Source organism: Sporichthya sp. (assembly GCF_013815995.1).
Classification (GTDB): Bacteria; Actinomycetota; Actinomycetes; order Sporichthyales; family Sporichthyaceae; genus Sporichthya.
The window spans coordinates 1-2,665 of the sequence record NZ_JACDFE010000364.1 but is presented as its reverse complement, the minus strand read 5'-3'; the positions used below and the strand labels follow the sequence as shown (position 1 = coordinate 2,665).

Sequence of the window (2,665 nt, the reverse complement as noted above, 5' to 3'; positions counted from 1 at the left end):
GGCCAGTGCGTCCCGCGCGCCGGTCAGCCGTTCGCGCACCCGCTCCCGCAGCTCGCGGGTCGCCGCCCGGCCGAAGGTGACGACCAGCAGGTCCGAGAGCGGCGCGACGCCCTCGGCCACATAGCGGGTGACGAGCGCGGCGATCGTGTAGGTCTTGCCGGTCCCGGCGCTGGCCTCGAGCAGCGTGGTCCCGCTCGGCAGCGGGCCCAGCAGTTCGTACGGCGCAGCCACAGTTGCAGTCATCTCAGGAACCCCGTCAGCTCTCGGCCGCCAGCAGCGGGGTCCACACCCGGACGGCCAGCGCGGCGAACTCGCGGGTACCGAGCGCGCTCAGTGCCGCCTCGGGGCCGTAGACCAGGCAGTAGGCGTCATCGGCCCGCTCCGGGAACTTGCCGGCCCACTCCTGCTCCTCGGCCTCGTCCAGGGCGATCCGCTGGTCTGCGCCCCGGAGGATCGCGGCGGCGTACCGCTCGGCGGTCGCCACCGGCATCGGGAGCGGCCGGCACAGGCCCTCGTCCCGCAGCGCGATCAGCTCGGCGAGGGCCGCGAGTCCGGTGTCGGACTCGACCGGCCCGAGGACCCGGCGGATCGCCTTGTTCCCGCGCCGGCCGACCACCGTGGCCCGCCACTTCTCCTCCGGATGCATGGCGACCAGGGCGAGCAGTTCGACCCAGGCCGCGAGCCGTTGCTTGGGCTTCAGCGTGGAGTACTCCACCCGCAGCACGTCGGTCCCGCGGACACCGCCGACGGTTCCGGTCAGCCGTCGGGGGACGCCGGCCACCACGATCTCCAGATCGATGTCGACGATCTGCGGTTCGCCGACCAGTTCGGAGGCGACCAGGTCGGTGATCGCGTCCACCCGGGCGCCGACCCTGCTGAGCACGGCCGTGCCGAGGGCCGCCGGCGGCAACGCCCCACGCCGGCGCTCCAGCTGGCAGCAGATGTCGATCGGCACCCCGCGCAGGCGCTCGTTCAGGATCCGGTCGCCGACCGCCCACTCCGCGAGACCGTCGAGCTCGATCGGCAGGGCGTCCGGAGGGTCGGTGTCCTCGTCCGGGAACCCGAGTTCCAGCCGTTGGCGGAGGAACCCTCGGGCTGGGTTGACCAGCAGCCGTTTGAGATCGACGAGCTCGACCGGCCCGGCCTCGCGGCCGGGCAGGGCGCCGTCCACCAGGACCCGCGGGTCGGTGCGGGGCCGGAGCAGGGCGCGGGCGCCGGCCAGGGCGGCGGCATCAAAACTGACGGGTCGTCGGATCTGGGTCGGCGTGCCGGGCAGGTCGACCCCGAAGTTGCGCGGGTCGAAGGACTGCAACGGGTGACGGATCGTCACATGCGCGCGGGCCGGGCGGCCGTCCGAAGTCCGGGTCACGCCGTCCAGCGCGTCCAGGAGCTCGCCGACCGGGACCGCCGGCGGCACGCTCGCCCCGGACCGCTCGTCGGCGCCGGAGTACAACACGATCAGGTGATCGCCGGCCGCACCCACCGCGTCGAGCAGCAGTTGGCGGTCCTCGCTGCGGGGGTCGCGCTCGCCGGGTCGTGGGGCGCGGGCCAGCAGGTCGTCGCCGTCCACCACGCCGGCCCGGGGGAAGGTGCCGTCGTCCAGCCCGAGCAGAGCGATGACGCGGTGCGGCACCGAGCGCATCGGCACCATCGTGCAGACCGTCAGCGTGCCGGTCCGGAAGCTGGCCCGGGTGGGCCGCCCGGCCAGCCGTCCGGCCAGCAGCGCCGCGACGTCGCTCGGGGTGAGCGGGACGCTCGAGGAGTCAGCGGCCTCGCGCAGGTCCTCCAGCTCGGCGGCCAGCGAAGCCGCCTGCCAGGACTCACCCGGCCCCGGCGCGGCCAGCGAGAGCACCGCGTCGCGCAGCAGATCCACCCACTCCGCGACCGGGTGCGGCTCGGCGATCTCGGCGAGCGCGTGGCCGAGGCGGTCCACGAGTTCGGCGAACCTGCCGGCCAGGGCAATCGTCGCCGAGTCGACGTCGTCGAGCGGGACGGCGTCGCCCAGCCAGGTCTGGCCGGCCTCCATCGCCACCCCGAGCAGCACGCGGTCCAGGCCCTCGCGCCAGGTGCCCTGCGAGGTTGGCAGCCGGTAGCGGTCCCGGTGCGCCTGGTCGATGCCCCAGCAGATCCGGGCGTCGGCGACCCAGCCCGCCAGTCGCTCGGCGTCCTCGGGGTCGAAGCCGAACCGGCGGCGGACCGGAGCGGTCGCGGCCAGGTCGAGGACGTCCGCGGCGGTGACGCGGCCACGGGCCAGGTCCAGCAGGGTCGCCAGCGTCCCGAACATCGGGTTGGCCTGCCGCAACGCGCGGTCGGCCAGCCGAACGCGCAACCGGTACGCGGGATGACCGGCCGCATCGTCCTCGGTCCGCTCGGCGAAGGCAGCCGCCACCAGCGGCGCGAACTGCTCGATGTCCGGGCACATCACGAGGATGTCCCGCGGCTCAAGCGTCGGGTCCTTGGCCAGCCGCTCGAGCACGGTCTCGCGCAGCACCTCGACCTGACGGGCCCGGCCGTGGCAGGCGTGCACGACGACCGAGTCGTCGTCGGCGGCCAGCACCGGACGGTCGGCGACGGGTGGTTCGGCGTCCGCGGCCAGGGCGGCCTGCAGCCGGCCGAGCAGGGTGTCCGGCCGGTCCGGCCCCGGATGCTCGTGGTCGCCGTGGCC

The 2,665-nt window shown here is 74.9% G+C and carries 2 protein-coding genes; both read right to left on the bottom strand.

What is annotated here, in order from left to right:
• Nucleotides 1-243: UvrD-helicase domain-containing protein (locus tag H0X00_RS23290; RefSeq protein ID WP_293775203.1), on the bottom strand; the 243-nt coding region annotated here is incomplete at its 3' end.
• 13 nt (nucleotides 244-256) lie between these two features.
• Nucleotides 257-2,665, bottom strand: a 2,409-nt coding sequence (gene recC, locus H0X00_RS23285) for an exodeoxyribonuclease V subunit gamma (RefSeq protein WP_293775202.1), incomplete at its 5' end; no start/stop codon positions are given.